This window comes from Dolichospermum sp. UHCC 0315A (assembly GCF_008121535.1).
GTDB classification, from domain to species: domain Bacteria; phylum Cyanobacteriota; class Cyanobacteriia; order Cyanobacteriales; family Nostocaceae; genus Dolichospermum; species Dolichospermum lemmermannii.
This window is the reverse complement of record NZ_CP043056.1, coordinates 4,320,417-4,345,788: the sequence shown is the minus strand read 5'-3', so window position 1 is coordinate 4,345,788 and position 25,372 is coordinate 4,320,417. Positions and strand designations below refer to the sequence as shown.

Below are 25,372 nucleotides of genomic sequence, written 5' to 3'. Positions count from 1 at the left end.
GTTTCCTGAAAAATTTTTTCAGCAAGTTATAATTAGGTGGACAGGAATCTGTTACAGTATTAGTCTGTAAATAAAAGCTACATAGCATAGATGTTTTTGAATTATGTAACCTATGCCGGCGAATTCCTGTCCTGAAAATGATGCTGATAACGGAAACTCTGATCCCCTTGACTCTATCTTTACTGACCTATCAGTAGATGAGGAATCAGAAGTAAGGACGGATTCCGCGTCTCTACCACCCAGCCGATTTAAAGGCCGTAGAGGCAAAGCTGCTCTAGTTTTAACTATAGTCTGGAGTGGTACTATTACCTTGCATTTAGTTTCCTGGGGTTCGATATTTGTCCTGGGACTAACAACAATGCTAGGTATTCATGCTTTGGGGATTATTTTTGCCAAACCCCGTCACCATTCCCAAGAGATAGAGGGAGATTTGCCTTTTGTTTCTGTGTTGGTGGCTGCTAAAAATGAAGAAGCGGTAATTGGCAGATTAGTTAAGAATCTGTGTAATCTGGAATACGGTAATGGTCAATATGAAGTCTGGATTATTGATGATAATAGTACGGACAATACACCCCAATTACTCGCCCAACTCAAGCAGGAATATCAACAACTTAATGTATTTAGGCGTGATCCTGACGCTAGTGGCGGCAAATCGGGGGCATTAAATCAAGTATTACCGCTGACAAAGGGAGAGGTTATTGCTGTATTTGATGCCGATGCCCAAGTTACACCGGATTTGCTATTACAAATAGTTCCGTTGTTTCAAAAAGAACGGGTAGGGGCGGTACAAATGCGTAAAGCGATCGCCAATGCTAAGGAAAATTTTTGGACTAAGGGACAAATGGCAGAAATGTTGTTGGATATTTGGTTTCAACAACAGCGCACTGCTATCGGTGGCATTGGTGAACTCCGCGGAAATGGTCAATTTGTCCGTCGTCAAGCTTTGGCTAGTTGCGGTGGTTGGAATGAGGAAACTATCACTGATGATCTGGATTTAACTATCCGGTTACATCTGGATAAATGGGATATTGAATGTGTTTTTTATCCGCCAGTGCAAGAAGAAGCGGTCACCAATGCTACAGCCCTTTGGCATCAACGTAACCGATGGGCAGAAGGTGGTTATCAACGTTATTTAGACTACTGGGATCTGATCCTCAAAAACCGCATGGGGACAAGGAAAACCTGGGATTTGTTGATCTTTATGGTAACAATGTATATTTTACCGACAGCAGCAATACCAGATATATTCATGGCGATCGCTCGTCATCGTCCCCCCATGTTAAGTTCTGTAACTGGCTTATCTTTGGGGATGTCAGTAGTAGGAATGTTTGCTGGTTTAAAGCACGTCCGTTCCGATCAACAATTTAAACCATCTACCTATTTAATGTTACTTTTACAAACCCTTCGCGGCAGTTTATATATGTTGCATTGGTTAGTAGTTATGAGTAGCACCACGGCGCGAATGTCTTTCCGACCAAAACGCCTCAAATGGGTGAAAACTGTCCATACAGGTGTTGAGAAATAAGGAAATAAAAACCATAAAGTTTGTAGAGTGAAGGATGAATTTTTGGCGTTGCTGATTAAGGGTATGAATTTTATTTCGCGCAAAGACGCAAAGGAGCAAAGACGCAAAGTTTTAGATTTTGTGTTTTCTAATTTCATACCTCAATTCAGCAATGCCGAATTTTTTATCCTTCATTTTTTTGTATTGGCGTATAACTGCCTTAGCCTTAAAATCACAACAAAGATAATTGATTAACTGATGGTATTACCTGATAACGAACTGGTTTCTCATATCTCTTTACCTTACCCTCATCGGTAGCTCTTTTTAACCAATCATCTATCTGTCCTACTCTCACTTCTAAAGCATCTACAAGATATTTTTTACTCTTGGGTTGCTGTAAGTTATTAAGGATAAGAGGTAAAACAGCCTCATAAATATCTTTAGAAATAGTTGGCAAATCTTCTGCAATATTATTAAAATAATGAACGGTTTTAGACTTATTGATTTTCTCTACCTTTACCTTACCCTCATCGGTAGCTCTTTTTAACCAATCATCCATCTGTCCTACTCTCACTTCTAAAGCATCTACAAGATATTTTTTACTCTTGGGTTGCTGTAAAGAATTGAGAATAAAAGGTAAAACAACTTCATAAATATCTTGAGAAATATTGGGCAGATGTTGTGGTATAGAAGTCTCCTTAGATTCTGAATCTTCTATGATAACTTCAGTTTTTATCTGTTCAAAATCAACAATATCTTTTGCTAACATTTCTCGCAAATTACCAGTTTCAAATTCTGAAGGAAAGGGTTTTGCACCTTGATTATATAATTGTTGATTTCCTTCCGATACTGAAGATGTTATTCTCACAAATACAGGAATATCTTTGAGTTTAGATAATGCTTCTACTGCACCATTCCAAGTTCCACCTTGACCAAAAGCAGAATTAACAACTAAGGCATAATCGGCTAAACTATAAATATATTTATTCCGTCCCATTGCGCTGCCTACATTAAAACCAGCATCAGGATCATAGCTAGAAATTAAAGTTAATCTACCTTCTCGAATACTAGAACGATATTTACTATTTACTGCTGCTTTAGTTAAACTATCAGCTAATACACCAACTGACGTTCCTCCATAATCTAAAATACCTAACATTGATTCTTGATCTATTCCCCTTGCACCACCAGAAATAACTTGTATATTTTGTTGAGAACAAGTTTGTGCAACTTTGCGTGTGTAGTTAATAATATCCTCATCTACATCACGAGAACCTACAATTGCTAATCCTCCTAAAGATAATAATTCTATATTTCCCACACCATAAATAATTGCTGGTGCTGAATGTTTCAATATTTTCTTAAACCGTTTGGGATAGTTAGCATCACTACGTCCCAATATCCATAAACCGCGACTTGTCCATTTTTCCACTGCAAAACTTAACATTACACCCCGTTGTAATAACGCTAAAAGTCTATCAGGGTTAAGTTTATTGCTAGTTATTTTTTGTAATTGTTCTTTTGCTGTTGTTTCCAATAAATCTGCGGGACGCATTTGATTTTCTCGCAACCAAACTGTTAACAAGTTATATTCACTTAGAGTTAGAGGTAACGGTTCAGTTTGGCGATTTTGTCCAAAACTAGCACACAATAGCAAAATTGCTTGAGTATCTGGTGCTAGGACATGATTTGACATAATTTTCTAATCCTCTTGACCTAATGAATTAAGAGCTAATGCTACAGGATAAACTAATCCACTTCCAGTATTACGCAAAAGTGCTGCAATGACAGTAAAAGTCCAACGGGAATCTACCATATCATCAACCAATAATACATTACCTCTCATTCCTGTCCATGAATCAATTGCAAAAGATCCATCTAAATTATGAGCTTGTTGATAACTGTTACTCATGTTTTTTTGTAACTGAGTTGGACGAATTTTGCGGACAATAGGTTTAAATGGTAAACTTAATTTTTCAGCTAGTCTCTTGGCAAAGTTAGGTACAAGTTCTGGGCGATTTAAAGAGGGAACACAAGTTACCCAAGTCGGAAAAGGTTGAGGTTTCCAAAGTTGAATCATCTCAAAAGTAGCTTGCACAAGTTCATCATCAAAATGATTAGCTCTATATTTTCCCTGTTTCACTAATTCTCCCCAACCCGCATCCCCCCATAAAGATAATGCTCTTCCGGGTTCTGCTCTTAAATTATCTCTGATGTTTCCTGAAAATCTATAAGTTAATAATGCTTGTGGTGGCCATTGTTTACGTGGTTCGAGAATTTGATTACTACGACGTAAAAATAGATTTGCTTGATTTAGTCGTGCATTGGTAAAACTTTCTGGTAATAAGCGTGTACCTACACAAACTGTACATCTACCACATTTTTGTGGATTTGGATCATCTAATTCTGTTGCTAAAAAAGCCATTAAACATTGTTGACTTTTCATATATTCTAACATTCGCTCTTGTTCTTGTCTGCGAATTTGTGTTAGACATTCAATTTTTTCAGTATTGTATTGATAATTTACTGGGTTAAGACACCATTTTGAACCTTGTTTACTTACAGGTGGGTTAGGAAATTCCAGAGATAGAATTTTTAAAACTTTATCAATTTGTCCTCTTGAAAGATTGAGTTTCTGTTCTAACTGAGGAATAGAAAAACCATCAACAGCATTTTCTAGTTCATTCAAAACTTTTTGTGTATGAATTTCTGGAGGAAATGCTGTATTAATGAAGTAATTATTAATTTCATCATCTTCATTACCACTTAAGAGAATACCATATGCTGTTTCTACTGCTCTACCGGCTCTACCTACTTGCTGATAATAATGTACAACAGAACCAGGTCTTTGATAATGAATTACAAAGCCTAAATCTGGTTTATCAAAACCCATACCTAAAGCTGTGGTTGCGACTAATGCTTTAATTTCATTATTCAGTAATTCGTCTTCTAATCCTATACGAACTTCAGTATCTAAATCGCCATAATAGGCTTTAGCATTAATACCTTGGGTTTTTAACCAATCAGCAACTCGTTGAGCATCCCTTACAGTTAATGCGTAAATAATACCACTTCCGGGTAACTGAGGCAGATGTTGCGCTAACCAAGCTAATCTTGCTGCTTGACTGGGAAGATAAATATTTTGTAAGCGCAAACTTTTTCTAGTTAAATCACCTCTAGAAATACGCAAATTCTCTCCCAATTGAGCTTTAATATCATTAACTACTCGGTTGTTAGCTGTAGCAGTTGTAGTGAGAACAGGAATATTTTTGGGTAATCCTTCTAAAACTCTGACAATCCGGCGATAATCAGGACGAAAATCATGTCCCCAGTCAGAAATACAATGAGCTTCATCAACTACTAATAAACCTGTTTTTAATGGTGAAAGAATATTTTGTTTAAAATCTTCATTAGCTAATCTTTCTGGAGAAATTAATAAAACATCTACTTGATTTGTTAATAACTTTGTGTTGACAAGATTCCATTCATCAGTATTACTGGAGTTTATTGTTTCTGCTCTTATCCCTATACGTTTGGCGGCTGCAATTTGATTTCGCATTAATGCTAAAAGAGGAGAAATTAACAGAGTACAACCAGCACCTTCATCTCTTAATAAGCGAGTTGCTAAAAAATAAACTAGACTTTTTCCCCAACCTGTGCGTTGAACAACAAGTAACCGTGATTTGTTCTCTAGTAAGTCTTTAATGGCTTCCCATTGTCCATCACGAAAATCAGCGTTTGGGTTATTCAAAGCCTGACGCATCAGGAATAATGCTTTTTCTCTGAGTATGCTTGTCATATATGCTGGGTATCTATTTATCATACTGTCGTAGCATAAAAGATAACCAACACTATTTATATTGAGACTATCAATATATTTATGCTTACTATAAGCGTGAAGTGATGTTTGGGATGTGGTGCGTGCGATTCCTAGGTCGCGCTTCGCTATCGCATCCTCAAATTAATTCAAAGCTGAGAGCGATCGCTTATCCTAGAAAATAGATAAATACCTTATCTTCTTATTGAGGTCAGTTAACATGGACATCAGTGTAACTTTAAATGAAATCAAAGCCCTGAGTATTGCCGATAGAATTCGGATTGTACAAGATATTTTAGAAAGTATCGCAGCAGAACAGGCTTATCCCGATTTAACAACAGCACAAAAACGAGAACTTGATCGTCGGATTAGTGATTATGAAGCAAATCCAGATAATGTCATGACATGGGAGGAAATTAAATCGTCAATTAGAGATTAAATAAGAAGTATTAATAACAATTTCACTGGTGTTAGGCATTTTCTATATCTGATAATAATTCCTTTGCACTTAAATCAATTAATGGCACTCCATAATCATTTAATTTGAGAATAAAAGTTACTCTCTCTACTCCCAGTAGCGCCGCAGCCATACCAGAAGAAAGGCGTTTCATTTCATATAGTTTAACTGCCATAGCCCATTTTGCTTCTTGTTCAAACTGTTCTCTAGTTTTACCAACAGCATCAGGTAAAGTTTCAGGGTAGTTAATTTTGAGTTGCAAAGACATGATTTATTGTATAGCAAAGGTTGATAAAATAATAACAAAGATCATGATTAACTCAAAGTATACGGCGATATCTGGGTTGTGGTGCGATTCCTAGGTCGCGCTTCGCTATCGCACCCTCAAATTAACTCAAAGCATGAAGCGATAGCGAAGCGCTCCGTAGGAATCGCCTTCCGTGGGGTTAAAGTCGGTAATGCGATCTCAAAGTCTATCAATTGGCATTATTCACTCAAATTCTTTGAATAGCTTCGTATGATAAGCCAGTTGATTCTGCAATAATTTCTATAGCTATATTTTGCTCTTTCAAAGCTTTAGCAACTTTCTCAATACCGGACTTCTCACCTTCTTCAAATGCTGTATCAAATACATTTTTCACCTCTAAATACTGCACTAAACTCTTCTTATATTGTTCATAGCCAAAATCTGTATAAGGATTAAAGTATTTCGCAGCCATAACTACTCCTTCAAGATTATTTTAATGAAATACTCGCTGAATAACTATGTATTTAGAAAACTCTGTCTAATATTTTCTGTATAGCACAAAAAATGGGCGCAAGTCTATCAATTGGTATAATTCGCTCAAATTCTTTTAATAGCTTCATAAGATAAACCAGTTGATTCTGCAATAATTTCTATAGCTATATTTTGCTCTTTCAATGCTTTGGCAACCTTCTCAATACCTTTCTCAATACCCTTCTCAATGCCCTTCTCAATACCGGACTTCTCACCTTCTTCAAAGGCTGTATCAAATACATTCTTCACTTCTAAATACTGCACTAAACTCTTCTTATATTGTTCATACTGCTCCACATTTAAGTGAGATATTTCCGCTATTTCAAACCCTTTCTGAAATATTGGTTCATTTAATATCACGGGTATATGATTAAAACTTTCTAAGTTCTTCAAAAAATACAGCCATTTGTCAAAATGTGTTATTAATTCATTTTCTTGCTTATTAAATAATGGCATTTGTAAAAATTTAAAGTTTAATTTATCAAAGAAAATATCACCATCTTGATCTTTTAGACATACATCGCGCCTAAATTTAGATGTTGTATTTTCGTCATACTCAAAATCTAAAATGGCGATAAAATAGACGGGTAGTAAAAAGAAATTCCAATCACCTTTTTCCGATTGTTCACGAATGGGAAATGTGGAATAAAATAAGGCTCTATCTTTGAAATGCTTGATTTTTGCTTTTTGCATTTCCACAATAAACTTATCACCAGTTTTACTTTCGCAGTAAATATCAAATATGGCTTTACGTTCTGCTATGGTATCAGCTAGATTTTCTAGATTTTTAAAGGTTAATTGTTGAATTTGATGATGTATTGGTAGAAGTTGGTTGAGAAAATCAATGAGTAGATCTTTACTGCCTTCCTCACCGAACAGTTTCTTAAAACCGAAATCTGTATAAGGATTAAAGTATTTTGCGGACATAACTACTCCTCCAAGATTATTTTAATGAAATACTCGCTGAATAACTTTAGAAAACTCTGTCTAATATTTCCTGTATAGCACAAAAAATGGGCGCAAGTCTATCAATTGGTATAATTCGCTCAAATTCTTTTAATAGCTTCATAAGATAAACCAGTTGATTCTGCAATAATTTCTATAGCTATATTTTGCTCTTTCAATGCTTTGGCAACCTTCTCAATACCTTTCTCAATACCCTTCTCAATACCTTGCTCAATACCCTTCTCAATACCAGCTTTCTCACCTTCTTCAAAGGCTGTATCAAATACATTTTTCACTTCTAAATACTGCACTAAACTCTTCTTATATTGTTCATACTGCTCCACATTTAAGTGAGATATTTCCGCTATTTCAAACCCTTTCTGAAATATTGGTTCATTTAATATCACGGGTATATGATTAAAACTTTCTAAGTTCTTCAAAAAATACAGCCATTTGTCAAAATGTGTTATTAATTCATTTTCTTGCTTATTAAATAATGGCATTTGTAAAAATTTAAAGTTTAATTTATCAAAGAAAATATCACCATCTTGATCTTTTAGACATACATCGCGCCTAAATTTAGATGTTGTATTTTCGTCATACTCAAAATCTAAAATGGCGATAAAATAGACGGGTAGTAAAAAGAAATTCCAATCACCTTTTTCCGATTGTTCACGAATGGGAAATGTGGAATAAAATAAGGCTCTATCTTTGAAATGCTTGATTTTTGCTTTTTGCATTTCCACAATAAACTTATCACCAGTTTTACTTTCGCAGTAAATATCAAATATGGCTTTACGTTCTGCTATGGTATCAGCTAGATTTTCTGGATTTTTAAAGGTTAATTGTTGAATTTGATGATGTATTGGTAGAAGTTGGTTGAGAAAATCAATGAGTAGATCTTTACTGCCTTCCTCACCGAACAGTTTCTTAAAACCGAAATCTGTATAAGGATTAAAGTATTTTGCGGACATAACTACTCCTTCAAGATTATTTTAATGAAATACTCGCTGAATAACTATGTATTTAGAAAACTCTGTCTAATATTTCCTGTATAGCACAAAAAATGGGCGCAAGTCTATCAATTGGCATTATTCGCTTAAATTCTTTTAATAGCTTCATAAGATAAACCAGTTGATTCTGCAATAATTTCTATAGCTATATTTTGCTCTTTCAATGCTTTGGCAACCTTCTCAATACCCTTCTCAATACCCTTCTCAATACCAGCTTTCTCACCTTCTTCAAAGGCTGTATCAAATACATTCTTCACTTCTAAATACTGCACTAAACTCTTCTTATATTGTTCATACTGCTCCACATTTAAGTGAGATATTTCCGCTATTTCAAACCCTTTCTGAAATATTGGTTCATTTAATATCACGGGTATATGATTAAAACTTTCTAAGTTCTTCAAAAAATACAGCCATTTGTCAAAATGTGTTATTAATTCATTTTCTTGCTTATTAAATAATGGCATTTGTAAAAATTTAAAGTTTAATTTATCAAAGAAAATATCACCATCTTGATCTTTTAGACATACATCGCGCCTAAATTTAGATGTTGTATTTTCGTCATACTCAAAATCTAAAATGGCGATAAAATATACAGGTAGTAAAAAGAAATTCCAATCACCTTTTTCCGATTGTTCACGAATGGGAAATGTGGAATAAAATAAGGCTCTATCTTTGAAATGCTTGATTTTTGCTTTTTGCATTTCCACAATAAACTTATCACCAGTTTTACTTTCGCAGTAAATATCAAATATGGCTTTACGTTCTGCTATGGTATCAGCTAGATTTTCTGGATTTTTAAAGGTTAATTGTTGAATTTGATGATGTATTGGTAGAAGTTGGTTGAGAAAATCAATGAGTAGATCTTTACTGCCTTCCTCACCGAACAGTTTCTTAAAACCGAAATCTGTATAAGGATTAAAGTATTTTGCGGACATAACTACTCCTTCAAGATTATTTTAATGAAATACTCGCTGAATAACTATGTATTTAGAAAACTCTGTCTAATATTTCCTGTATAGCACAAAAAATGGGCGCAAGTCTATCAATTGGCATTATTCGCTTAAATTCTTTTAATAGCTTCATAAGATAAACCAGTTGATTCTGCAATAATTTCTATAGCTATATTTTGCTCTTTCAATGCTTTGGCAACCTTCTCAATACCCTTCTCAATACCCTTCTCAATACCAGCTTTCTCACCTTCTTCAAAGGCTGTATCAAATACATTCTTCACTTCTAAATACTGCACTAAACTCTTCTTATATTGTTCATACTGCTCCACATTTAAGTGAGATATTTCCGCTATTTCAAACCCTTTCTGAAATATTGGTTCATTTAATATCACGGGTATATGATTAAAACTTTCTAAGTTCTTCAAAAAATACAGCCATTTGTCAAAATGTGTTATTAATTCATTTTCTTGCTTATTAAATAATGGCATTTGTAAAAATTTAAAGTTTAATTTATCAAAGAAAATATCACCATCTTGATCTTTTAGACATACATCGCGCCTAAATTTAGATGTTGTATTTTCGTCATACTCAAAATCTAAAATGGCGATAAAATATACAGGTAGTAAAAAGAAATTCCAATCACCTTTTTCCGATTGTTCACGAATGGGAAATGTGGAATAAAATAAGGCTCTATCTTTGAAATGCTTGATTTTTGCTTTTTGCATTTCCACAATAAACTTATCACCAGTTTTACTTTCGCAGTAAATATCAAATATGGCTTTACGTTCTGCTATGGTATCAGCTAGATTTTCTGGATTTTTAAAGGTTAATTGTTGAATTTGATGATGTATTGGTAGAAGTTGGTTGAGAAAATCAATGAGTAGATCTTTACTGCCTTCTTCTCCGAACAGTTTCTTAAAACCGAAATCTGTATAAGGATTAAAGTATTTTGCGGACATAACTACTCCTTCAAGATTATTTTAATGAAATACTCGCTGAATAACTATGTATTTAGAAAACTCTGTCTAATATTTCCTGTATAGCACAAAAAATGGGCGCAAGTCTATCAATTGGCATTATTCGCTTAAATTCTTTTAATAGCTTCATAAGATAAACCAGTTGATTCTGCAATAATTTCTATAGCTATATTTTGCTCTTTCAATGCTTTGGCAACCTTCTCAATACCTTTCTCAATACCCTTCTCAATGCCCTTTTCAATACCCTTCTCAATGCCCTTTTCAATGCCGACCTTCTCACCTTCTTCAAAGGCTGTATCAAATACATTCTTCACTTCTAAATACTGCACTAAACTCTTCTTATATTGTTCATACTGCTCCACATTTAAGTGAGATATTTCCGCTATTTCAAAGCCTTTCTGAAATATTGGTTCATTTAATATCACGGGTATATGATTAAAACTTTCTAAGTTCTTCAAAAAATACAACCATTTATCAAAATGCGTTATTAATTCATTTTCTTGTTTATTAAATAATGGCATTTGTAAAAATTTAAAATTTAACTTATCAAAGAAAATATCACCATCTTGATCTTTTAGACATACATCGCGCCTAAATTTAGATGTTGTATTTTCGTCATACTCGAAATCTAAAATAGCGATAAAATAGACGGGTAGTAAAAAGAAATTCCAATCGCCTTTTTCCGATTGTTCACGAATGGGGAATGTGGAATAGAATAAGGCTCTATCTTTGAAATGCTTGATTTTTGCTTTTTGCATTTCCACAATAAACTTATCACCAGTTTTACTTTCGCAGTAAATATCAAATATGGCTTTACGTTCTGCTATGGTATCAGCTAGATTTTCTGGATTTTTAAAGGTTAATTGTTGAATTTGATGATGTATTGGTAGAAGTTGGTTGAGAAAATCCATGAGTAAATCTTTACTGCCTTCTTCTCCGAACAGTTTCTTAAAACCGAAATCTGTATAAGGATTAAAGTATTTTGCAGCCATAACTATTTAGAAAATTCTGTTTAATATTTCCTGTATAGCACAAAAAAGGTTAAAGTCGGTAATGCGATCGCGTGTTGTTCTTCGGTGGTGATTAGGCAAATTGCTTACAGCAGCACTTGACAAATACAAGCGAGTTTAAGAATGATGAGGCTATCACAATTAGGATTACTTTATTAATTGGGACTATCAAAATCGCTACAATAGCTACCACAGCTAGATTTATTCCCATTTAATTTTGAAAATTCAGGCAATTAGGATTACTAAAGCTATTTACCTTCCGCCTATTGCACTAAAATTAGTAGACACCTAGCTGAGTTGTACAAACTTTTGAAATTAGGAGTGCATACGTGCCAACACTTGCTAAATACTTGCTGGTTGGATCAGTTGAAGCTTACAGTGGCAAATCTGCAACAGTTTTAGGTTTGTCTCATCAGCTAAAACAAAAAGGTTTGGATATTGCTTATGGCAAACCTTTGGGTAATTTTGTGAAGACATCTGCGGGAACAGTAGTTGAAGAAGATGTCCAGTTCATTACTCATAACCTTAACCTGCCAGACAACCGCATTGCTCCCACCTTATTATCTTTGGATGAAATTACCGTCCAGAAACGCTTACAGGGAGAAGATACAACTAACTATCAAGAGTTACTAGTACAAAAGTATTCACAAATACCAAAGAGTAATTTGGTAATCTTAGAAGGGCCTGCTAACTTATCAGAAGGAAATTTATTTGGATTGTCCTTACTAGAATTAGCAGAAAAATTAGATGCTCCTGTACTGTTAATTAGCCGTTATCAATCACTAACTTCTGTCGAGGCGTTATTATTTGCTAAACAGCAATTAGGCAAACGGTTAATGGGTGTCGTCATTAACGAAGTCCCTCACGAACAATTAGAGTTAGTTCACACACTCTTACGTCCATTCCTAGAAAAACAGGATATTCCTGTCCTAGCAACATTGCCCAAAAGTGATGTCCTTCGCAGTGTCAGCGTTGGGGAATTAGTCAAGCAGTTAAACGCGGAAGTTCTTTGTCGGAGCGATCGCCTAGATTTATTAGTCGAAAGTCTAGCCATTGGGGCAATGAACGTCAACTCCGCCGTCAAATACTTCCGCAAACGTCAGAATATGGCAGTAGTGACAGGAGGCGATCGCGTTGAAATTCAACAAGCAGCCTTAGAAACATCTACTCAATGCCTCATCCTGACTGGACAACTACCACCCCCTGCCTTTATCCTCAACCGCGCTGAAGAGTTAGAAATCCCGATTTTATCCGTGGATTTAGACACTCTCACCACAGTAGAGATAATTGATCGCACCTTTGGTCAAGTTCGTGTTCATGAACCAATTAAAATAGAGTGCATTCGCTCTCTTATGTCTGAGCATTTTGATATTGACCGTTTATTATCCCAATTGGGACTTAATCCAGCGGCAGCAGTATCATAAAATACCCAGATTCCTTTGATTTATTAGAATCAGCAGCGTAAATCCTCTTAATTACTCCTCGATTGGTTTATTTAGTGGGATTTGTTCTGGCAATGCTTCCCCAACTGGTTTAACTTCCTCAATGGTCATATCAGACTTGTCGGCTGCTTCTGCGGCTAATAACTCCGATGTCACTGGATTTGGGGAACTTATTTCTGGTGCATCTGCCGTTTCGCTAGTTTCTTCTATGGCAATAACCACCTCAGTTTGAGTGATCTCCATCACAGTTTCGGTTTCTCCTGTGATAAATGACTCGGAAATCACCACCTCAGTTTGAGTGATCTCTACCACAGTTTCCGGTGCTGTTGGCGGAATTACCTGTTCTTCCTCCATAAAAGTGGGTGGAGTTGGTGCTACTTCTACCACTTCCAAAATAGGAGATTGAGAAAAAGTATCCGCTGATAAACTTTCAGTTGTAATTGCTGGGGTAGCAGTTACCGACTCATCTGGTAATACTGACGGTGGCGTTGCTTCAGTTGGAGTTGTTTGCAAAATCTCCTCAGCAGTTTTGATCACAGGCTTTTTATTCACAGTCTGCTGTATCTTCGCTTTAGCACCACCAAATACACCAGTAACGAAGCTTGATAACTGTCCAAATTTCTCTTTCACAGAAAACTTTGACATTTGCGATTGGAGACTAATCTTAATTAGCTCAGGACTGGGGAGAGGAGTTTGTTGTCCTGCGGGAGCAAGTTGTCGCCGTAATGAGAGAGTTTGCCAGCCAAACGATACCAACAGTGCCACACTAGCTACATGACCCAGTAACAGCCCCCCAGTAATTCGAGGTGCAAAAATCCATAATACTAAAGCGTAGAATAACCCAACGCCACTCCAGATGAAATCATTCTTGCGATGGATTTCTGGAAAAAAGAAGGCTGATAGATAAATGGCGAGACTGCCAACAGCAACTACCAACGCTAGAAAATAAGCCAGCATTTTTTAATCCTCCTTACTATTTAATTCGAGAAAGGGAACAGGGAACAGGGAACAGGGGGCAGGGGGCAGGGGGAGTAGGGGGAGTAGGGGAAGTAGGGGGAGTAGGGGGAGTAGGGGAGAAATTTCTTCCTTCTTCCTTCTTCCTTCTGAACTCCTGAACTCCTGCTATATGTATTTTAATTTTGCAAAATTTGGGACTAAATTGTGGACTTCAATACAAATTAAAATTAATTCATTGATGTGAGTGATGATTTCTTAAATTTTAGAAAAACTCTTAATATCTTCTTTAGGAGTGAAGCGAAAATCTCGGACTACCCTTAAAGAGAAAGGATCTGCAAGAGAAAGAGCCAAACCCAAACAAAAGATTTAAACTGAACTATGACACTACAAAGCTTTGGTGTGATTGGATTAGCAGTTATGGGCGAAAATATCGCACTTAACGTAGAAAGAAATGGCTTCCCAATTGCAGTTTACAACCGCTCTCGTGAAAAAACCGATGCCTTCATGGCGCACCGCGCCCCAGGACGGAACGTTAGAGCCGCTTTTAGCCTCGAACAATTTGTCGCCTCATTGGAACGTCCCCGCAAAATTTTGGTGATGGTACAAGCTGGTAAGCCTGTTGATGCGGTAATTCAACAGCTTAAACCTTTGCTAGAAGAAGGTGATATCATTATTGACGGTGGTAACTCTTGGTTTGAAGATACCGAAAGACGCACTCAAGAATTAGAACCCATCGGTTTACGCTATATCGGTATGGGTGTGAGTGGTGGTGAAGAAGGAGCTTTAAATGGACCTTCTCTCATGCCCGGTGGCACAAGAAGCTCCTACGAGTACCTATCCCCCATTTTCAACAAAATCGCGGCTCAAGTTGATGATGGTCCCTGTGTAACCTACATTGGTCCTGGTGGTTCTGGACACTATGTAAAAATGGTTCACAACGGTATTGAGTACGGCGATATGCAGTTAATTGCAGAAGCTTACGATCTGCTGAAAAATGTGGCTGGTTTAAGTCCAGCACAACTCCATGAAGTCTTTGCTCAATGGAATACAACTGACGAACTCAATTCATTTTTGATTGAGATTACCGCGAATATTTTCCCCTACGTAGATCCTGATACCAAGATTCCCCTCGTTGATTTGATTGTTGACGCAGCCGGTCAAAAGGGAACTGGTCGTTGGACTGTACAAACTGCTTTAGAATTGGGTGTAGCTATTCCGACAATTACAGCAGCGGTAAATGCTCGAATTCTCTCTTCAATTCGAGATGAACGGATTGCTGCTTCTAAGGTTATCACCGGACCAAATGCTAAGTATGGTGGTGATATTGCAGCTTTTGTGAACATGGTGCGTGATGCTCTTTATTGTTCCAAAATCTGTTCTTATGCTCAAGGTATGGCGCTGTTATCTACAGCTTCCAAAACTTACAATTGGGATTTAAATCTGGGCGAAATGGCGCGGATTTGGAAAGGTGGTTGTATTATTCGGGCTGGTTTCTTGAATAAGATTAAGAAAGCATTTGACGAAAATCCCGCTTTACCTAACTTGTTGTTAGCGCCTGAATTTAAGCAAACAATTCTGGATAGACAAGCTGCTTGGCGTGAAGTAATTGTTACTGCTGCTAAGTTGGGTATTCCTGTTCCAGCTTTCAGTGCTTCTCTAGATTACTTCGATAGTTACCGCCGCGATCGCTTGCCACAAAACTTAACTCAAGCACAACGGGACTACTTCGGCGCTCACACCTACAAACGAACTGACAAAGAAGGATCTTTCCACACTGAGTGGGTTCCCATTGCTGAAGCTCAGAAGTAAAACACTTCTAGTTAAACTTTCAAGTTAATTCTTGCCATTTATTTCGGCAAAATTGCCTGTAGGGGCGGGTAAACCCCGCCCTTAATTGTAAGATTAATACTATTAAGAGTCAATGATAACTTTAAATATTATGCGAATACGTAAATACTGAACCTTTTTGAAACAAATAAAGTATTTTGACAGGAGATACTAGTGTGTTAATTTTGACAGATAAGCCAGGGATTTCCTTAATGCAGAAAGTGTGATAGAAAAAAGAATACCCGAAATCCGATAAAAAGGTTTTAGGGAAACAAAACAATGTCATGGTTATATTGTCTTCTCTCATTTACATGATAGTTGGTAATGGTTGGGTGAGATAATGTGAACAGATACAGGGTTTTTGGGCTGCAATTTAGCATTATTAATGGTAGGTATTGTTGGATTTCCTTGTGTCAACCCAAACTACAAACTACTACTTTTTAATCCCACATTCCGCACCCTCAACTGTCACATATCAAAAAAGCCTAGTAAGTAGTACATAATAACTAAGGATAATTCCTAGATGAAGAGGCTTAATGAGAGTAAGTAGCATTAATCGGGGCATGGAGTGAGAAAGTGAAACTTCGTAACGGGACTGAAAGAAAGAGAAAATACAATAGTAAAAAAAATTAATTGTTCAGAAAACAAGAAATGAGAGAATCCCTTTAGAACAAGTAGAGGAATCTGTTGTGAAATTGAAACCGCAAGAAATAGAAATTCAAAACATAGACCATCTAGGGATAGTAGCAGAAATAATAGACTCAATAGGATTAGTAGAAATAATCAACGAAATAATAGGAGTTGAAAAAAAAGAGAAAGTAAGTCCGGGTCAAGTAGTAAAAGCCATGATAATAAACGGGTTAGGATTTGTATCAAAACCCTTATATATGTTTCCTGAATATTTTGAAACAATCGCTTGTGAACATCTAATTGTTCAGGAGTAAAACCAGAATATCTCAATGACGATAAACTGGGGAGGGTGATGGATAAACTATTTATCAAAGGATTGGATACAATATTTTTTATCATTGCCTTAAAAGCAGCACAAAAATTTGGAGTATCACTATCAACATCACATCTAGATTCATCATCAATGCACGTACATGGGCAGTATAACACCAGCTTACCAGAAGTAATATTTGAGAGTCAAAAAGTAGTCAATAATCAAGAATTAGAAGAATTAGCAGTAAAATCACCAAAAGAAATTACCATCACCCACGGTTATTCTCGTGACCATAGACCAGATTTAAAACAGTTCATCATAGAAATGATATGTTCAGGAGATGGAGACATACCAATATTTTTAAAACTAGCATCGGGAAACCAATCCGACTCATCATGTTTTGGTAAAATAGCAGTTGAGTATCAGCAACAATTAGAAGTTAACAGTCTCATAGTAGCAGACTGCGCCTTATATACAGAATCAAACCTGAAAATGATGTCAGATTTACGTTGGTTATGTCGAGTACCATTAAGCATAAAAGTAGCAAAATCATTAATATCAACAATACCAGAATCAGAATTTATTGATAGTACAATACCAGGATATAAACGGCTCTACCGGACTTAGCATACTAAGTCCGGTAGAGCCACATATTTCTAATTGGAATAAGGACAGAGATTTTATCTTGAGTCTTTTACCAGATGATTGTTTACGTTACTATCAATTAGTCACCTAATTATTATCTCTATCAATTTAATTTTTCTTGTAAAGATGAGCTAATCTCTTTGATTTATAGCTCAATTTTACTATGTCTATAATTTCGTTTTTTACTTTAATTAATTAGTCTAACTTATAATTTTTTCTTGAATATCTTCTTTTATTTATTTGTTATCCTCTCCAGGTGGTGTGCATTCTTATTGCTTCTTATTGAGAATAGGTTTTGATGACATTTTTGGTGATTTACTGTTTCTCAAATGCCTTTTTTTACTTTATATGTTTGTTTTGATGCTCCCTTTGATTTTTCTCTACGGAATTTCCCTCTGTGACAGTTTGGGGTGCGGAATGTGGGATAAAATATGAATGTAGGTAGGATTGGAAATTCCGTAAAAAATTTAGATAAATTGTGAGGCTGCTCTATGCCTGAAGTTAATTTTCAACAGTCAATTAATAGTACTGCTACCATTGTAGAAGAATATGCAGTCGGAAAAAGAGACTTTGAAAAAGCAGAATTAGGAGAAGCTAATCTACAAAATTTTGACTTGAAAGGCTCTGATTTCAGTTATGCTGATTTGAGTACAGCTAATCTCAGTGGTGCAAATCTGCGAGGATGTGATTTGAGTTTTGCTGATTTAAGTGAAGCTAATTTAGAAAATGCAGATTTGCGCGGAGCAATGTTATTTTCTACAAATTTACGTACAGCTAATTTACAGGGGACGCATTTAGAAAAAGCAGATTGTGATCATAATACCCGGTTTCCCGCAAATTTTGACCCTATTGTAGCAGGTGTAAACATAAGTAACCCATCTGTATAGATACTGGTGCGGCTGCTATAGCCGCTTATTATTTATACTGGCAATATTGTAAATTGTCACAAAAAACCCATTGTATCACTTGACAATTAGAATAGCATATTTTATCAATTTTTGCAAATTTTAATTTTATAACTTAATTTTTCCCTGGAAATACTTTAGTTAAATCTAAAATTAATTCCGGGAAAGATGGCAATTTGACAGACTCATTAGGGAGGATAATTGATTTGTGACGATAGCCAAATTTACCTTGTAAATCTTGATATGGGTCACTGTAGCATTCTAAATAATAATTTACTAAATTGAAAATCCAATAATCAGAAATATCGGCTTCTGCATATAGGGATAATTTTATTTCTTGGTCATATTTTAAAGATGAATCAGCTACTTCAATAATTAGGAAAATGTCAGATGGAGTGGGATGATTGAGAAAATAATCATCAGGTGTATTTTTAACAATTGTTAAATCTAGTTCTGGTTCGCTATCATTAATAATAATAGGTTCTTGTCCGCGGATAGTAGCCTTTTCTTCCAGTAACTTGAATAACTCTCTATATAAACGAGTATTACAAACAGAATGTGCTTTACCTTTTGCAGCCATTTTGATAATTTCACCTTTAATTAGTTCAACTCTGTCATCTTCCGTGAAGAAGTCAAGGTCTGCTAGACGGTGATATTCAGTTATGGTAAAGCGTTTAGCAGTAGCAACAGTCATAAAATTTAGGTAATATGAGTTTAGCTTAAATTATATCATAAAAATACCAGATCCCCAGATACCCGACTTCTTCAAGAAGTCGGGTATCTAAATACTTAATTACGGCAAATTTGATTAACTACAGCACCATTGTTATTTACTACTTCTATTAATAAAGGCATTTGTCCCATTGCATGAGTTGAACAACTCAAACAAGGATCAAAAGCCCTAATTCCGGCTTCGACACGGTTTAACATTCCTTCTTTTATGTTATCACCTTGGATAAAATGGCGGGCAATTTGGGCAACGCTACGATTCATTGCTAAGTTATTTTGACCCGTGGCAATAATCAAATTTACCTTTAACATTAAACCATTTTCATCAACTTGATAATGGTGAAATAATGTCCCCCTTGGGGCTTCACTTACACCCACAGCTTCTAGGCAATTAATACCAGCTTCAGCACAGAGACGAGTTGATAAAATATCTGGATCATCAAGGATAATTTCGATATGTTCAATTGCTGCTAAAATTTCAATTAACCGGGCATAATGATAGAAAAATGATGATTTAATAGTACCATTTTCATAACTGCGGAATTCTTTTAATTCTGTGTCTGCTAAAGGTGTGCCAATTTGACTACAAATATTCAATCTTGCTAAGGGTCCAACGCGATACATTCCACTATCTAAACGACAATGATCACTGCTATCAGGATAACCTAAAGGAAGATAATAAGGTGATTTTAAATAAGAGTCTGCTTGAACTGCTTCACCGATAAATTCATGATAGTTAGCAGCATCAAGATTATCAGCAACGATGTTTCCTCCACTATCAACAAATCGGATATGTCCATCATAAGTTTCCCATAAACCTTCAGAACTAACTAAACCCATGAATAAACTCGGAAAATTACCAAAGGTTTTTGCTTCTTTCTCATAAGTTTTTAATAGGGTTTTAAATAAAGCTATGGCACTAATTACAGTGGCTTTGGCTTCAGGAATTTTTTGCTGAATGTGGGTGCGATTTTCTGTGGTTAAAGGGTCACGAACTCCACCAGGAACAGCCCAGGAAGGATGAATTTTTTTTCCTCCTAATAATTCAATGATTTCTTGTCCAAATTGGCGTAAACGGATTCCACCTCTGGCTAATTCTGGTTCAGCAGCAATTAAACCAAAAATATTGCGGTTTTCGGGTTCGCTATCCATACCTAATAATAGGTCTGGTGCGCTGAGGTGAAAGAAGCTGAGGGCATGAGATTGGATGATTTGCCCTAAATTCATCAAACGGCGTAATTGGGTGGCTGTTTTGGGGATTGTGACGGCTAAAATGCGATCGCCTGTTTTGGCTGATGCTAATAAGTGACTGACTGGACAAATACCGCAAATTCTCGCAGTAATTCCTGGCATTTCTGGAAATGGACGACCGACACAAAATTTTTCAAACCCGCGAAATTCAGTGACATGAAATCTAGCATCATTTACTTGACCTTCATCATCTAAATAAATGCTAATTTTCGCGTGGCCTTCAATGCGAGTAACGGGGTCAATAATGATTGTTTTCATAAATAATCGGTGATTGGTAATAATAAGCAATTGTAGGTTGGGTAGAACAAAGTGAAACCCAACAAAATCTTCGATAATGATCATGTTGGGTTTCCTTGCGTCAACCCAACCTACATATAGTAATTACAAATCATAAATTCTAGATTCTGCTAATTCTGGATATTCATCACAGTAATCTTCAAAGGCAGTTTTGAGAGGTTTTTCAGCGAGTTGGTGAGCAATTTCCGCTTGAATTTCTTCTACTACATCCCAAGCTGCTGCACATTCTGTGGAATTAATGCCTTTTTCTGCACAAACAATTCGAGCTTTTTTAATTTCATCTTGTAATTCTTGTTCTAACAAAAATGAGCGCGGTTGTTCTAAACAACTACTTCTGGCTAAGATGTCAGTAAGTGAAATTATTCCTAATAATTTACCACTAATTACAGGCGCACGGCGGAGATGGTGGTTAGCAAATAATCTGGCTACATATTCTAAACCTAATTCTGGATTGACGACAATACAAGGTTTAGTCATAATTTCATAAACACGGATTTTATTTGGATCTTTGCTGTAGGAAATGACTTTATAAACAATGTCGCTTTCTGTGATAATTCCATAAGCATCTTGTTCATGACGACGATCTACAATTAATGCTCTCCAATCTCTTGCTTTCATTAAATCAACTGCTTCTTTGACTGTGGCTGAACTGCGAATCATGGCCACATCTTTAGTCATCACATCTGCTGCTGTTAACATAATTTACCTCAGAAAAAATAGGAGTCAGGAGAAAGAAGAAGAAAGAAGATATTTATTTGGTCGTGATCACTAATTAACCAAATTTAATCATTTCTCGGCCGACAATTTCCGGCTTTTCTCCTTTTAATAGTGGTGCAAGTGCGGCACGAATGCGAGGTGCAGAAGGTGGACAACCTGGTAAATAAATATCAACAGGTACTACCTTATGCACAGGGACAACTGTATCTAGTAAAGGGGGAACAATTCCTGGTGAATTGGGAATTTGTTGATTAATATCGGCTGCTTGAATATAAGCTAATTGTAGGGCTGGTTCAGCACCACCGGAAAGATTACGCAAAGCGGTGACATTACCAGTAACAGCACAATCACCAAAGGAAATTATTGTTTTAGTTCGTTCTCTAATTTTGTAAATTAATTCTAAATGTTCTTCATTAGCTATAGCACCTTCAACTAATACGATATCTACACCTTCGGGATATTCTTTAATATCAGCAATGGGACTATAAACTAGATCTACTTGTGCAGCTAAGTCTATTAACCATTCATCTAAATCAAGAAAGGACATATGACAGCCAGAACAACCACCTAACCAAACTGTTGCTAATTTAATTTTAGTCATTTTTTTACCTCTTCAGTTGAAATTAATGATTGCCATTCTTTGACAACATGAATAGGAACTGAGATATTAATGAAGTTTGCAGCGGGAAGAGGTATGGATAAAGTTAAAGATTCTAAAGGTAATTGGAATAATATATCTGTGAAATCATATTGACCAATTGTAGGGGCTGGAGCTTTATCTAAAAAGATATCATTAGCATTCCACACTTTACCTGTATTGGCAGTAATTTTTAACGGTTGAGGGTGAATTAATTCCGCAGAACCAGGAAAGCCAACTAGGCGAAGATTGATATTAGATGTTTGATCAGAATACACTTGTTTAAATAATACAACTTGCCAGACTTTTCCTGATTGATCATCTAATTTAACTTGTGAGCGATAAATAACTTCTTCTGGCGGGTTTCCTATCTGAGTAACAGCAGCAATTACTGTCTGTGACGTGAAATTTACTAAACCCAGGAATATCAATGTTGTCAATATTCCTACTAATAGAATTCGCTTGAATATTTTTTGAATTTGCATATACTGTAACATGAGATTTTATTTCAACTTATTGCTAATAACTAATGACGTTGTAAGATCCCCAACTTCTCATATTGATTCATTACTTATTGACCTCATCAAAGAACAAGTCGGGGATCTGATTTCTCTGCAAATAACTAAGCACTAAAAATTCCATTGTTTTTTCTCTCGTGCAGTTACTAAAAATTCAATTTTGCCCCGATCATGTTTCATTTCACCAACACTTGAACCCTTATCAAATAACGCTCCTGTGGGACAGGCATTTACACATTTACCGCAGGAAGTACAAGTTTGGGAAGTTCCCCAAGGTTGATTTAAATCAGTAATTACGTGAGATTTTGATCCTCTTCCTGCCATATCCCAAGTATGTGCGCCTTCGATTTCATCACAGACCCGAATACAGCGAGTGCAAAGCACACAACGATTATGATCTATGCCAAAAAGATGATGAGAAGTATCAACAGTTCGCTGAGGATTTTGATATTCTAAGCGGAGATGATCCATGCCCATTTCTATGGCTAAATCTTGTAATTCACAGTTACCATTAGCAACACAAACGGAACAAACATGATTACCTTCGGCAAATAACATTTCTACAATTGTCCGCCGATATTTTTGTAAGCGATCGCTATTTGTATTTACCTCCATTCCTTCTATCACTTTTGTCACGCAAGCAGGTTGTAATTTATTACTACCAGCAATTTCCACCAAACATAAACGACAAGCACCAATATCATCTACACCTTCTAAATGGCACAATGTAGGAATATGAATACTCGCTTCCTGCGCTGCTTTTAGTAAGGTTTCATTCTCACGAGCGCTAATCAATTCCCCATTTATTGTTAAAGTTTTTACAGTCATAATAATTTGGTAATTGGTAATTGGTAAATAACTCTTACCAGTAACAACTGACAACTGACAACTGACAACTAACTACTGACTAATTCCAAATATTCATCTCGAAAATATCGCAAAGTGCTAAAAACTGGATTTGGTGCAGACTGTCCTAAACCACATAAACTTGTGTGTTTTACCATATCGCAAAGTTCCTCCAATAAATCTAAATCAGCTAGTGAACCTTTTCCTTGACTAATCTTTGTTAATAAACCGTGTAATTGCACAGTTCCTACACGACAAGGAATGCACTTACCGCAAGATTCATCCATGCAAAATTCCATGAAAAAGCGAGCGACATCTACCATATTTGTAGTTTGATCCATGACAATCATTCCCCCCGAACCCATCATTGAACCCAAGGCGGTTAAGGATTCATAATCTACAGGTGTAGCAAAAGCCGACGCAGGAATACATCCCCCTGAAGGACCGCCGGTTTGTACTGCTTTAGCAATACCATTGTCGGGAACACCTCCTCCCATTTCCTCAACAATTTTCTGCAAAGATGTTCCCATTGGGACTTCTATTAAACCCGTATTGCGAATGTTTCCCGCTAACGCAAATACCTTTGTACCTTTGCTTTTACCAATACCGATATTAGCAAACCAATCTGCACCTTTACGAATAATCGGCGCAATATTGGCAAAGGTTTCCACATTGTTAATTAACGTCGGATAGCCCCATAAACCGGACTCAGCCGGGTATGGTGGCCGGGGATGAGGGACACCACGTTTACCTTCAATGGAAGCCATTAAAGCCGTTTCTTCACCGCAGACATAAGCACCCGCACCAATGCGAATTTCTACTTTAAAATCAAAGGGAGAGTCAAAGATTTGTGAACCCAAAAGCCCTAAGTGTTGGGCTTGACGAATAGCAATTTCTAGCCGTTGAATAGCAATAGGATATTCTGCCCTAACGTAAATATAGCCTTGATTTGCCCCGATAGAGTAGGCAGCGATCGCCATCCCTTCCAAAACTCGATGGGGATCACTTTCCAATACACTCCTATCCATGAATGCACCAGGATCACCTTCATCAGCATTGCAAATTACAAACTTCCTCTCACCGGCGGATTTTGCTACTGTTCCCCATTTTAAACCAGTGGGATAACCAGCACCACCGCGTCCCCTTAAACCACTTTTAGTAATAGTTTCTACCACCTGACTAGGTTTCATTTCCCGTAGCACTTGGTAAAGGGCCTGATAACCATCAGCTGCAATATAAGCTTGAATCCGTTCCGGGTCAATTTTACCACTGTTTTCTAGAACAATCGGCAATTGACGGCTAAAAAATGGCTGATTTAAATCACCCTGTTGTAAATTTGTGACTTCTCCATTTACCCCCACAATAATTTCGGCTGCATTTTCCGGGGTAACTTTTTGATACAATTGCGATATGAGTGAATTTTCCTGGTTTTCTACCTGTACCAATGGTCCCTGACAACACAGACGCATACAACCCACACCAGAAACTTGCACAGTATCTTGTAAACCCGCAGCTTTCACAGATGCTTCGAGATTATCTTTCACAGCTTGAGAATCAGAAGAGAGACAACCCGCAGCAGTACAACACCGAACTTGCACAGATTTCCGTTGAGAAAGTTCCGTTTGGGCAATTTCTAATAACTCATTTAGTTCCATTTTGCCACCATTCTCCCACTTTTTCGCAAACCGATTCTGGAGTTTGATTACCTAAAATAGCACCATCAAACACTACCGCAGGGGCAATTCCACAAGCCCCCAAACATCTAGCCGTCATCAAAGAAATTTGACCATTTGCAGTAGTTTCTCCTGCATGAATTTGCGTAAACTGTTCCACATTTGTTAAGATCGCCGTTGAGCCTTTAACATAACAAGCTGTACCCGTACAAACCACACAATTATGAACCCCTTTCGGTGCTAGGGAAAACAAATGATAGAAAGTAGCTACCCCATAAACCCGACTCGGTGGTAACTTGAGACTATGGGAAATGTAACGCAATAAATCCAGTTCTAAATAACCAAATAGTTCAGAAGCCCGATGCAGAATTTCAATGAGTGCATCTTGTTGATATTGATGACGCTTAATAGTTGCGTCTAAAATCTTTAAACGCTTATCTCCACTTGGATGAGTTGAAGAAGGTGGAACTGATGTTTTCATATTTTTCACGCAAGTGTAACACTAAAAACCTGTTGTCGGGTGCGTCAGAAGGC

25 protein-coding genes are annotated in these 25,372 nt (G+C 36.6%); 7 read left to right on the top strand and 18 right to left on the bottom strand.

Features of this window, described 5'->3' with window-relative positions; translation table 11 throughout:
• The first annotated feature begins 112 nt into the window (after positions 1 to 112).
• Positions 113 to 1,525: a glycosyltransferase family 2 protein gene (locus BMF77_RS20655; RefSeq protein WP_148765442.1), complete on the top strand. Its 1,413-nt coding sequence runs from the start codon at positions 113 to 115 to the stop codon at positions 1,523 to 1,525.
• Between the two features lie 211 nt (positions 1,526 to 1,736).
• Here the strand turns inward: BMF77_RS20655 and BMF77_RS20650 are convergent, their stop codons facing one another.
• Positions 1,737 to 3,200: a DNA-processing protein DprA gene (locus tag BMF77_RS20650; RefSeq protein ID WP_246862980.1), complete on the bottom strand. Its 1,464-nt coding sequence runs from the start codon at positions 3,198 to 3,200 to the stop codon at positions 1,737 to 1,739.
• A 6-nt stretch (positions 3,201 to 3,206) separates the two neighbouring features.
• Entirely contained in the window at positions 3,207 to 5,303 is a 2,097-nt protein-coding gene (locus tag BMF77_RS20645; RefSeq protein ID WP_148765440.1) for a RecQ family ATP-dependent DNA helicase, read from the bottom strand.
• 238 nt (positions 5,304 to 5,541) lie between these two features.
• Between BMF77_RS20645 and BMF77_RS20640 the strand changes: the two genes are divergently transcribed.
• Positions 5,542 to 5,760 (top strand): addiction module protein, encoded by a 219-nt coding sequence (locus BMF77_RS20640; RefSeq protein WP_148765438.1) that lies wholly within the window; start codon positions 5,542 to 5,544, stop codon positions 5,758 to 5,760.
• A gap of 31 nt (positions 5,761 to 5,791) precedes the next feature.
• On the opposite strand, the gene BMF77_RS20635 is transcribed toward BMF77_RS20640, so the two are convergent.
• The 7 genes from BMF77_RS20635 to BMF77_RS20605 all read right to left on the bottom strand — a co-directional run bounded on the left by BMF77_RS20635 (position 5,792) and on the right by BMF77_RS20605 (position 11,433).
• Positions 5,792 to 6,046, bottom strand: coding sequence for a UPF0175 family protein (locus BMF77_RS20635; protein WP_148765436.1), 255 nt, complete (start codon positions 6,044 to 6,046; stop codon positions 5,792 to 5,794).
• Positions 6,047 to 6,272: 226 nt separating this feature from the next.
• Complete coding sequence (locus tag BMF77_RS20630; protein WP_231939850.1) at positions 6,273 to 6,497, bottom strand: hypothetical protein; 225 nt, start codon at positions 6,495 to 6,497, stop codon at positions 6,273 to 6,275.
• Between the two features lie 125 nt (positions 6,498 to 6,622).
• Positions 6,623 to 7,483 carry an Rpn family recombination-promoting nuclease/putative transposase gene (locus BMF77_RS20625; protein ID WP_148765434.1) on the bottom strand — a complete coding sequence of 287 codons (861 nt, stop codon included), beginning with the start codon at positions 7,481 to 7,483 and terminating at the stop codon, positions 6,623 to 6,625.
• Positions 7,484 to 7,602: 119 nt separating this feature from the next.
• Positions 7,603 to 8,475: an Rpn family recombination-promoting nuclease/putative transposase gene (locus tag BMF77_RS20620; protein ID WP_148765432.1), complete on the bottom strand. Its 873-nt coding sequence runs from the start codon at positions 8,473 to 8,475 to the stop codon at positions 7,603 to 7,605.
• 125 nt (positions 8,476 to 8,600) lie between these two features.
• A complete protein-coding gene (locus BMF77_RS20615; protein WP_148765430.1) occupies positions 8,601 to 9,449 on the bottom strand; it encodes an Rpn family recombination-promoting nuclease/putative transposase in 849 nt (282 codons plus the stop codon).
• A 125-nt stretch (positions 9,450 to 9,574) separates the two neighbouring features.
• Complete coding sequence (locus BMF77_RS20610) at positions 9,575 to 10,423, bottom strand: Rpn family recombination-promoting nuclease/putative transposase (RefSeq protein WP_148765430.1); 849 nt, start codon at positions 10,421 to 10,423, stop codon at positions 9,575 to 9,577.
• 125 nt (positions 10,424 to 10,548) lie between these two features.
• Positions 10,549 to 11,433 carry an Rpn family recombination-promoting nuclease/putative transposase gene (locus BMF77_RS20605; RefSeq protein WP_148765428.1) on the bottom strand — a complete coding sequence of 295 codons (885 nt, stop codon included), beginning with the start codon at positions 11,431 to 11,433 and terminating at the stop codon, positions 10,549 to 10,551.
• Positions 11,434 to 11,780: 347 nt separating this feature from the next.
• On the opposite strand from BMF77_RS20605, the gene BMF77_RS20600 reads away from it, so the two are divergent.
• Positions 11,781 to 12,875, top strand: coding sequence for a phosphotransacetylase family protein (locus tag BMF77_RS20600; RefSeq protein ID WP_148765426.1), 1,095 nt, complete (start codon positions 11,781 to 11,783; stop codon positions 12,873 to 12,875).
• A gap of 51 nt (positions 12,876 to 12,926) precedes the next feature.
• Here the strand turns inward: BMF77_RS20600 and BMF77_RS29075 are convergent, their stop codons facing one another.
• A complete protein-coding gene (locus BMF77_RS29075; protein WP_148765424.1) occupies positions 12,927 to 13,850 on the bottom strand; it encodes a Ycf66 family protein in 924 nt (307 codons plus the stop codon).
• 378 nt (positions 13,851 to 14,228) lie between these two features.
• On the opposite strand from BMF77_RS29075, the gene gndA reads away from it, so the two are divergent.
• The 4 genes from gndA to BMF77_RS20575 all read left to right on the top strand — a co-directional run bounded on the left by gndA (position 14,229) and on the right by BMF77_RS20575 (position 18,152).
• Positions 14,229 to 15,659 (top strand): NADP-dependent phosphogluconate dehydrogenase, encoded by a 1,431-nt coding sequence (gndA, locus tag BMF77_RS20590; protein WP_148765422.1) that lies wholly within the window; start codon positions 14,229 to 14,231, stop codon positions 15,657 to 15,659.
• Between the two features lie 707 nt (positions 15,660 to 16,366).
• Entirely contained in the window at positions 16,367 to 16,621 is a 255-nt protein-coding gene (locus tag BMF77_RS28160; protein ID WP_371735129.1) for a DUF4277 domain-containing protein, read from the top strand.
• 38 nt (positions 16,622 to 16,659) lie between these two features.
• On the top strand, positions 16,660 to 17,247 hold the full coding sequence (locus tag BMF77_RS28155) for an IS1634 family transposase (RefSeq protein WP_246863174.1): 588 nt from the start codon (positions 16,660 to 16,662) through the stop codon (positions 17,245 to 17,247).
• Positions 17,248 to 17,756: 509 nt separating this feature from the next.
• The gene (locus tag BMF77_RS20575) at positions 17,757 to 18,152 is read left to right on the top strand and encodes a pentapeptide repeat-containing protein (RefSeq protein WP_148765420.1); all 396 of its coding nucleotides are present in this window, start codon (positions 17,757 to 17,759) and stop codon (positions 18,150 to 18,152) included.
• A gap of 133 nt (positions 18,153 to 18,285) precedes the next feature.
• On the opposite strand, the gene BMF77_RS20570 is transcribed toward BMF77_RS20575, so the two are convergent.
• The 8 genes from BMF77_RS20570 to hoxE all read right to left on the bottom strand — a co-directional run bounded on the left by BMF77_RS20570 (position 18,286) and on the right by hoxE (position 25,319).
• Entirely contained in the window at positions 18,286 to 18,864 is a 579-nt protein-coding gene (locus BMF77_RS20570) for a Uma2 family endonuclease (protein ID WP_148765418.1), read from the bottom strand.
• Positions 18,865 to 18,959: 95 nt separating this feature from the next.
• Positions 18,960 to 20,408 carry a Ni/Fe hydrogenase subunit alpha gene (locus BMF77_RS20565; RefSeq protein WP_148765416.1) on the bottom strand — a complete coding sequence of 483 codons (1,449 nt, stop codon included), beginning with the start codon at positions 20,406 to 20,408 and terminating at the stop codon, positions 18,960 to 18,962.
• A gap of 123 nt (positions 20,409 to 20,531) precedes the next feature.
• A complete protein-coding gene (locus BMF77_RS20560) occupies positions 20,532 to 21,146 on the bottom strand; it encodes a CP12 domain-containing protein (protein WP_148765414.1) in 615 nt (204 codons plus the stop codon).
• 73 nt (positions 21,147 to 21,219) lie between these two features.
• Positions 21,220 to 21,765, bottom strand: a complete 546-nt coding sequence (locus BMF77_RS20555) for a hydrogenase subunit HoxY (RefSeq protein ID WP_015079813.1) — start codon at positions 21,763 to 21,765, stop codon at positions 21,220 to 21,222.
• The gene (locus BMF77_RS20550; protein WP_148765412.1) at positions 21,762 to 22,298 is read right to left on the bottom strand and encodes a DUF3122 domain-containing protein; all 537 of its coding nucleotides are present in this window, start codon (positions 22,296 to 22,298) and stop codon (positions 21,762 to 21,764) included. The genes BMF77_RS20555 and BMF77_RS20550 overlap by 4 nt, the downstream gene beginning before the upstream one ends.
• 132 nt (positions 22,299 to 22,430) lie before the next feature.
• The gene (gene hoxU, locus BMF77_RS20545; protein WP_148767127.1) at positions 22,431 to 23,147 is read right to left on the bottom strand and encodes a bidirectional hydrogenase complex protein HoxU; all 717 of its coding nucleotides are present in this window, start codon (positions 23,145 to 23,147) and stop codon (positions 22,431 to 22,433) included.
• Between the two features lie 68 nt (positions 23,148 to 23,215).
• On the bottom strand, positions 23,216 to 24,820 hold the full coding sequence (locus tag BMF77_RS20540) for a NuoF family protein (protein ID WP_148765410.1): 1,605 nt from the start codon (positions 24,818 to 24,820) through the stop codon (positions 23,216 to 23,218).
• Positions 24,807 to 25,319 carry a bidirectional hydrogenase complex protein HoxE gene (gene hoxE / locus BMF77_RS20535; protein WP_148765409.1) on the bottom strand — a complete coding sequence of 171 codons (513 nt, stop codon included), beginning with the start codon at positions 25,317 to 25,319 and terminating at the stop codon, positions 24,807 to 24,809. Before hoxE ends, BMF77_RS20540 begins: the two co-directional genes overlap by 14 nt.
• Between the last annotated feature and the right edge of the window lie 53 nt (positions 25,320 to 25,372).

Coding starts and splice junctions, on each gene's coding strand:
- BMF77_RS20655 (WP_148765442.1), top strand. CDS start 113: ATGCCGGCGAATTCCTGTCCTGAAAATGATGCTGATAACGGAAACTCT.
- BMF77_RS20650 (WP_246862980.1), bottom strand. CDS start 3,200: ATGTCAAATCATGTCCTAGCACCAGATACTCAAGCAATTTTGCTATTG.
- BMF77_RS20645 (WP_148765440.1), bottom strand. CDS start 5,303: ATGACAAGCATACTCAGAGAAAAAGCATTATTCCTGATGCGTCAGGCT.
- BMF77_RS20640 (WP_148765438.1), top strand. CDS start 5,542: ATGGACATCAGTGTAACTTTAAATGAAATCAAAGCCCTGAGTATTGCC.
- BMF77_RS20635 (WP_148765436.1), bottom strand. CDS start 6,046: ATGTCTTTGCAACTCAAAATTAACTACCCTGAAACTTTACCTGATGCT.
- BMF77_RS20630 (WP_231939850.1), bottom strand. CDS start 6,497: ATGGCTGCGAAATACTTTAATCCTTATACAGATTTTGGCTATGAACAA.
- BMF77_RS20625 (WP_148765434.1), bottom strand. CDS start 7,483: ATGTCCGCAAAATACTTTAATCCTTATACAGATTTCGGTTTTAAGAAA.
- BMF77_RS20620 (WP_148765432.1), bottom strand. CDS start 8,475: ATGTCCGCAAAATACTTTAATCCTTATACAGATTTCGGTTTTAAGAAA.
- BMF77_RS20615 (WP_148765430.1), bottom strand. CDS start 9,449: ATGTCCGCAAAATACTTTAATCCTTATACAGATTTCGGTTTTAAGAAA.
- BMF77_RS20610 (WP_148765430.1), bottom strand. CDS start 10,423: ATGTCCGCAAAATACTTTAATCCTTATACAGATTTCGGTTTTAAGAAA.
- BMF77_RS20605 (WP_148765428.1), bottom strand. CDS start 11,433: ATGGCTGCAAAATACTTTAATCCTTATACAGATTTCGGTTTTAAGAAA.
- BMF77_RS29075 (WP_148765424.1), bottom strand. CDS start 13,850: ATGCTGGCTTATTTTCTAGCGTTGGTAGTTGCTGTTGGCAGTCTCGCC.
- gndA (WP_148765422.1), top strand. CDS start 14,229: ATGACACTACAAAGCTTTGGTGTGATTGGATTAGCAGTTATGGGCGAA.
- BMF77_RS28155 (WP_246863174.1), top strand. CDS start 16,660: ATGGATAAACTATTTATCAAAGGATTGGATACAATATTTTTTATCATT.
- BMF77_RS20575 (WP_148765420.1), top strand. CDS start 17,757: ATGCCTGAAGTTAATTTTCAACAGTCAATTAATAGTACTGCTACCATT.
- BMF77_RS20570 (WP_148765418.1), bottom strand. CDS start 18,864: ATGACTGTTGCTACTGCTAAACGCTTTACCATAACTGAATATCACCGT.
- BMF77_RS20565 (WP_148765416.1), bottom strand. CDS start 20,408: ATGAAAACAATCATTATTGACCCCGTTACTCGCATTGAAGGCCACGCG.
- BMF77_RS20560 (WP_148765414.1), bottom strand. CDS start 21,146: ATGTTAACAGCAGCAGATGTGATGACTAAAGATGTGGCCATGATTCGC.
- BMF77_RS20555 (WP_015079813.1), bottom strand. CDS start 21,765: ATGACTAAAATTAAATTAGCAACAGTTTGGTTAGGTGGTTGTTCTGGC.
- BMF77_RS20550 (WP_148765412.1), bottom strand. CDS start 22,298: ATGTTACAGTATATGCAAATTCAAAAAATATTCAAGCGAATTCTATTA.
- hoxU (WP_148767127.1), bottom strand. CDS start 23,147: ATGACTGTAAAAACTTTAACAATAAATGGGGAATTGATTAGCGCTCGT.
- BMF77_RS20540 (WP_148765410.1), bottom strand. CDS start 24,820: ATGGAACTAAATGAGTTATTAGAAATTGCCCAAACGGAACTTTCTCAA.
- hoxE (WP_148765409.1), bottom strand. CDS start 25,319: ATGAAAACATCAGTTCCACCTTCTTCAACTCATCCAAGTGGAGATAAG.